Origin of the sequence: Klebsiella sp. HMSC16C06 (genome assembly GCF_001808325.1) — a bacterium.
In the GTDB taxonomy this organism is placed as follows: Bacteria; Pseudomonadota; Gammaproteobacteria; order Enterobacterales; family Enterobacteriaceae; genus Klebsiella; species Klebsiella variicola.
In genome coordinates this window covers 1-6,785 of the sequence record NZ_KV793021.1, presented here as the reverse complement: position 1 = coordinate 6,785, position 6,785 = coordinate 1, and the positions used below count along the sequence as shown (strand labels likewise).

Below are 6,785 nucleotides of genomic sequence, written 5' to 3'. Positions count from 1 at the left end.
CGGTGGCGCTTACGCTTACCGGGGCTACCAATCGAGTACTGGACCGTAGCACCGCGATCCGGGAACCGTCCCCGGTGGCGCTTACGCTTACCGGGGCTACCAACCGAATACCGGACCGTAGGGCGTAGCCCGGATGAGGCGCGTAGCGCCGCTATCCGGGGTTTACACGCCCATCCGGCACGCTTCGCGGGCCACATTATCCATCTCGTCTAACAGCTCGAGCAGCTCCGGCTCCAGGTCCTCGGCGGCGGTACCCGACCGCAGCTGGCTCTCCAGGGTGTGGCACAGCTTTTTCAACCGCGGCACGCCGCTGTAGCTGCAGCTGCCGTGCAGCTTGTGGATCAGATCCACCAGCCCTTCCGGCTGCTCGCCCACCAGCTGCTCTTCCACTTTATTACGCACTTCCGGCATAAAGGCGATCAGCATCTGCAGCATCTCCCGCGCCAGATCCGGCTTCATGGCGGCCTGACGCAGCGCCAGCTGCCAGTCAAGCGTAAGGTTATGGTCGATGACCGGCTCTGCGGGCGGTAGCGCCGCCGGAGCGACGCTGAGCAGGCCGGGCTGATAGCGCAGCAGCAGAGCGTGCAGTTTCTCTTCTTCGATTGGCTTCGCCAGATAATCGTTCATGCCGGCGCTCAACAGCTTCTCCCGCTGGCCCTCCAGGGCGTGCGCGGTGACCGCAATCACCGGGGTTTGCTGATGATGCGACAGATGATGAATCAGCTCGCAGGCGCGGATGCCGTCCATATCCGGCATCTGAATATCCATCAGGATCAGATCCATCTGCAGCCGCTTGGCCTGGTCCACGGCCTGCTGGCCGCTGTCGCAGAGGATCACCTGCTGCACAAGGTCGTCCAGCAGGGCGCCAATCAGCTTCAGGTTAGCCGGATTGTCGTCGACGGCCATCACGGTCATCGGCAGCTTATGGCTGTCGGTTTGCGTCAACGGCGCGGAAGCCGGCGCATGATTGGTGGCCACCAGCGCCGGCAGCAGACGGGTGGTAGTGAGCGGTTTCAACAGGCAGGCAGCGACGCCGTCGCGCTTCAGGGCTTCGGCGCTGACCTGGGCATGACATGGCAGAGCAAGCAGCACGTTGTCAGACATCGCGCAAGCTTTGACTAATTTTTCCCGGTGCGGCGACAAATCGCGCATTGAGACCGGGATGCCGACCAGCAGAATGTCGTACTGCGCTTCCGCCAGCGAGGAGAAGGTAGGGCTATAAACCACCTCCAGCGGCGTGGCGGCCAGCATTTCCAGCGTACACTGGGCCGCCGTCGCGTTGGCCTCCACATAGGCCAGACGCTTGCCCGCCAGCCCGTCGGTGTTCAGCATATCCGGAATGGCGTTCGGGTTGAGATCGAGGCTGATATGGAACCAGAAGGTGGAACCACGGTTTGGCTGGCTGTGGAATGAGATATCGCCGCCCATCTCTTTGACCAGACGCTGGGTGATCACCAGCCCAAGTCCGGTGCCGCCGTGGCGGCGTGAAATGCTGGCATCGGCCTGACGGAAGGCCTGGAACAGTCGGGACTGGTCGCGCTCGGGGATGCCGATGCCGGTATCGTGGATCTGAATTTCGATCTGTACCCGCGAGTTGCTGATGGCTCGCTGCTCCACCAGCACGTCGATATTGCCGTGCTCGGTGAATTTAATCGCATTGCCCACGAGGTTGGTCACAATCTGCTGCAGACGGAGCGGATCGCCAATGACGTTATCCGGCACATTGTTCTTAATGTTCAGCGTCAGCTCCAGCCCTTTATCATGTGCGGAATGCGCCAGCAGGGTGACCACTTCATCAAGCGAGGTGCGCAGCAGGAACGGAATACTCTCCAGAATCAGCTTCCCGGCTTCCAGCTTGGAAAAGTCGAGCACGTCATTGATGATCGCCAGCAGATTATTGGCCGAACGTTCGATGGTGGTCAGGTGGTCGCGCTGCGTGGCGTTGAGATCGGTTTTCAGCGTCAGGCGGGTAAAGCCGATCACCCCATTGAGCGGGGTGCGCAGTTCGTGGGACATATTGGCCAGGAACTCAGACTTAATGCGCGCCGCCTCCTGGGCGCGCTTTTTCGCCAGGTCCAGCTCAACGTTCTGGATCTCCATCTGCTCAAGGGTTTCCCGCAGATCGGAGGTCGCCTGGTCGACGTTGTGCTGCATCTCCTCATGATACGCCGCCAGCGACATAGCCATCGAGTTAATGCCGTTTTTCAACATATCCAGTTCGCCGAGCATAAAACCCTCGACCCGGCTGTCCAGTTGTCCGCGGCGGATGCGGTCGACGGTGTTGACCATATTGCGGATAGGCCCGGTGACGTCGCGCATCAGGCGCCAGCCGAAGATTAGCGCGATGCCAATGCAGAACAGCATCATCACACTGGAGATGAAAATCTCTTTGTACTGCTGGAGGCGGACTGATTTCAGATCCAGCTCCAGCGCGACGTAGCCCAGCATATTGCCCGGCATTTTGGCGTCAGATTCGGGGGACTCATCGGGCGAATAGCTTTCCGAGACGATCGGCGTGCGCAGGATCATGATGTCGCCGTCGCGGATGACGCTGAGACGGCGGGGAAATGCCTCGCCTTTCGGGATCTGCAGTTCGCTGGGGTTGAGCTGGTAATTGGAGGTGACAAACAGCCGGTTATGCGAATCATACACCGAGATGGCCCGCACGATCTCCGAATGACGCCGATGCAGGACGCTGATCAGCTGGCCGATGGATTCGCGGTTTTGCAAATTCATGCCATATTCGCTGGAGACCGCCAGCGGCTCAATAATGCTGGCGCCGGCGTCCTCCAGCTGGCGTTGCAGGTCGTTATAACGATGAGCGACAAAGAAAATACTGAGCAACAGCCCAATCAGGACGGTTGGCGCCAGTATCAGAATCATCATGCGAGCACGCAGGCTGTAGTTGGTCATGCGGTTCCATTATGGGAGAATATAGACATCATCGTTCTGTGCGCGTCGGTGCGCTTCGCGGCACTGCCGCCCTGAACGAGCTCGTTTTATTTGATTGAGACAACTCTCTACGATGGCGCAATTCTACTCTGCAAAACGGCGTGTGACGACGCGCCAGATCATAACCGTTACAGTCAATGACCTCGATCCCTTTGGTCAGGGCGTTGCCCGCCACCAGGGGAAGGCGCTGTTCGTGAGCGGTGTGCTGCCGCAGGAGCAGGCCGAGGTGGTGCTGGTGGAAGACAAAAAACAGTACGCCCGCGCCCAGGTGAAACGCCGTCTAACCGACAGCCCGCAGCGCCAGGCGCCGCGCTGCCCGCATTTTGGCGTCTGCGGCGGCTGCCAACAACAGCATGCCAGCGTCGCGCTTCAGCAGCAAAGTAAACGCGCCGCGCTGGCGCGGCTGATGAAGCGTGAGGTGGATGAGGTCATCGCCGGCATGCCGTGGGGCTACCGCCGTCGCGCGCGCTTAAGCTTGAATTATCAGCCAAAGACCCAACAATTGCAGATGGGTTTTCGCCAGGCCAACGCCAAAGCGATCGTCGATGTGGTGCAATGCCCTGTTTTGGTGCCCCAGCTTGAGGCATTGCTGCCCGCCGTGCGCGAGTGCTTAAGCGCGCTGAGCGCATTACGCCACCTCGGCCACGTCGAGCTGGTGCAGGCGGACAACGGCCCGCTGATGGTGCTGCGCCATACCGCCGCGCTGCCAGCGGGCGACAGGGAAAAACTGGAACGCTTTTCGCAAACTCACGGTCTTTCTCTGTACCTCGCGCCGCAAAGCGAGATACTGGAACATATTCATGGCGAAGCGCCATGGTACACCTCAGACGGACTACGCTTAGTGTTCAGTCCGCGGGATTTTATCCAGGTCAACGACGGCGTGAATCAGCTGATGGTGCGTACTGCGCTGGAATGGCTGGATCTGCAGCCAGAGGACCGGGTACTGGACCTGTTCTGCGGAATGGGCAATTTTACCCTGCCGCTGGCGACGCGAGCCGCCCACGTGGTGGGGGTGGAAGGGGTGCCCGCGCTGGTAGAAAAGGGGCGGGAAAACGCCGCCCTCAATGGTTTATCAAATGTCACTTTCTTCCATGAAAATCTGGAAGAGGATGTCACCCGTCAGGCCTGGGCGAAGCACGGCTTTGATAAAGTGCTGCTGGACCCGGCCCGCGCCGGCGCGCCGGGCGTGATGCCGCATATTATAAAACTGGCACCGCGGCGGGTGGTGTATGTTTCCTGCAACCCGGCGACGCTGGCGCGAGACAGCGAAACCCTGTTGCAGGCTGGATATCAGATTCAACGCCTGGCGATGCTGGATATGTTCCCGCATACCGGTCATCTGGAATCAATGGTGTTGTTTGAGCGCAGGCTTACATAAGGTCATTCACAACGTCGCAGAAGAGCCACCCTGGCCGTCAATGCTGACGCGACCTGCAGGATGACATGTAGAAAGTTGAGGCTTGCCGACTTCGGCAGGCCGGTCCCTTAAGGAGAGGACAATGGTTGCGGTAAGAAGTGCACATCTTAATAAAGCTGGTGAATTTGACCCGAAGAAATGGATCGCGAGTCTGGGGATTTCCAGCCAGCAGTCGTGTGAGCGCTTAGCCGAAACCTGGGATTATTGTCGCGAAAAAACGCAAGGACACCCGCAGGCAGACCTGCTGCTGTGGCGTGGCGTCGAAATGGTGGAGATTCTGTCCACCCTGAGTATGGATCTCGATACGCTGCGCGCGGCGCTGTTGTTCCCACTGGCGGACGGTGAAGTCGTTAGTGAAGAGGTCATGCAGGAGAGCGTGGGTAAATCGGTCGTGACCCTGATTCACGGGGTGCGGGACATGGCCGCTATCCGCCAGCTAAAAGCCACCCATAACGACTCGGTATCTTCCGAGCAGGTGGATAACATTCGCCGCATGCTGCTGGCGATGGTTGACGATTTCCGCTGCGTGGTCATCAAGCTTGCTGAGCGGATCGCGCATCTGCGCGAGGTCAAAGACGCGCCGGAAGATGAACGCGTGCTGGCGGCGAAAGAGTGCACCAATATCTATGCGCCGCTGGCGAACCGCTTAGGTATCGGCCAGCTGAAGTGGGAGCTGGAAGATTACTGCTTCCGTTATCTGCATCCGGCAGAATACAAGCGCATTGCTAAACTGCTCCACGAACGCCGTATCGACCGTGAGCATTACATCGACGAGTTCGTCGGCCACCTGCGCTCGGAGATGAAAGCCGAAGGCGTCAAGGCGGAAGTCTATGGCCGGCCGAAGCACATCTACAGCATCTGGCGCAAAATGCAGAAAAAACACCTCGCGTTTGACGAGCTGTTTGACGTTCGCGCGGTGCGCATCGTGGCCGAGCGTTTGCAGGATTGTTATGCCGCGCTGGGGATCGTCCATACCCACTATCGTCACCTGCCGGATGAATTCGATGACTACGTGGCCAACCCGAAACCCAACGGCTATCAGTCTATTCATACCGTGGTGCTGGGCCCGAGCGGCAAGACGGTGGAGATTCAAATTCGCACCCGGCAGATGCATGAAGATGCTGAGCTTGGCGTAGCTGCGCACTGGAAGTACAAAGAGGGTGCGGGAGCGGGCACCGGCGGTGGCCGTGGCTATGAGGACCGCATCGCCTGGCTGCGTAAGCTGATTGCCTGGCAGGAAGAGATGGCCGACTCTGGCGAAATGCTCGACGAAGTGCGCAGCCAGGTTTTCGACGACCGGGTGTATGTCTTTACGCCGAAAGGCGACGTGGTGGACCTGCCAGCAGGGTCGACGCCGCTCGACTTTGCCTACCATATCCACAGCGACGTCGGCCATCGCTGCATCGGCGCCAAAATTGGCGGCCGTATCGTGCCGTTCACCTATCAGCTGCAGATGGGCGATCAGATTGAAATTATTACCCAGAAGCAGCCGAACCCGAGCCGCGACTGGCTGAACCCTAACCTCGGCTACGTGACCACCAGTCGCGGACGCTCGAAGATCCACGCCTGGTTCCGTAAACAGGACCGCGACAAGAATATTCTCGCCGGTCGGCAGATCCTCGACGACGAGCTGGAGCATCTGGGCATCAGTCTTAAGGATGCGGAAAAACACCTGCTGCCGCGCTACAACTTCAACGAGCTCGATGAACTGCTGGCTGCCATTGGCGGCGGCGATATCCGTCTCAACCAGATGGTCAATTTCCTGCAGGCGCAGTTCAATAAACCGAGCGCCGCTGAGCAGGATGCGGCCGCGCTGAAGCAGCTGCAGCAGAAAACCTACGCCCCACAGAACCGCACCAAGGACAATGGCCGGGTGGTGGTGGAAGGGGTAGGCAACCTGATGCACCATATTGCCCGCTGCTGCCAGCCGATCCCGGGTGATGAGATCGTCGGCTTTATCACCCAGGGGCGCGGGATTTCCGTGCATCGCGCCGACTGCGATCAGCTGGCTGAACTGCAGTCGCATGCTCCGGAGCGCATCGTCGATGCGGTATGGGGTGAAAGCTACTCGGCGGGCTACTCGCTGGTGGTCAGGGTGGAGGCGAACGATCGCAGCGGTTTACTGCGCGATATCACCACCATTCTCGCCAATGAGAAGGTGAATGTGCTGGGTGTCGCCAGCCGCAGCGATACCCGTCAGCAGCTGGCAACCATCGATATGACCATTGAGATTTACAACCTGCAGGTGCTGGGCCGGGTGCTCGGTAAGCTGAACCAGGTGCCCGATGTCATTGACGCGCGCCGTCTGCACGGCGGTTAAGTCCTCTCCAGGCCAGGTCAATGAATGACCGCTGGGGCAATGGCTGCTGAAACTGCCGGCGTTGGCGGCCTCAAAATCGCTGAGACGTTCCTGGAA

3 protein-coding genes are annotated in these 6,785 nt (G+C 59.4%); 2 read left to right on the top strand and 1 reads right to left on the bottom strand.

Annotated features, from left to right (window positions below; all coding sequences use genetic code 11):
- Positions 1-162: 162 nt before the first annotated feature.
- Positions 163-2,913, bottom strand: coding sequence for a two-component sensor histidine kinase BarA (barA, locus tag HMPREF3142_RS22735; protein WP_070612690.1), 2,751 nt, complete (start codon positions 2,911-2,913; stop codon positions 163-165).
- A gap of 112 nt (positions 2,914-3,025) precedes the next feature.
- On the opposite strand from barA, the gene rlmD reads away from it, so the two are divergent.
- Both rlmD and relA read left to right on the top strand, forming a co-directional pair.
- Entirely contained in the window at positions 3,026-4,330 is a 1,305-nt protein-coding gene (rlmD, locus tag HMPREF3142_RS22730) for a 23S rRNA (uracil(1939)-C(5))-methyltransferase RlmD (RefSeq protein WP_064142761.1), read from the top strand.
- Between the two features lie 121 nt (positions 4,331-4,451).
- Positions 4,452-6,689: a GTP diphosphokinase gene (gene relA / locus HMPREF3142_RS22725; protein ID WP_008806246.1), complete on the top strand. Its 2,238-nt coding sequence runs from the start codon at positions 4,452-4,454 to the stop codon at positions 6,687-6,689.
- Positions 6,690-6,785: the final 96 nt, after the last annotated feature.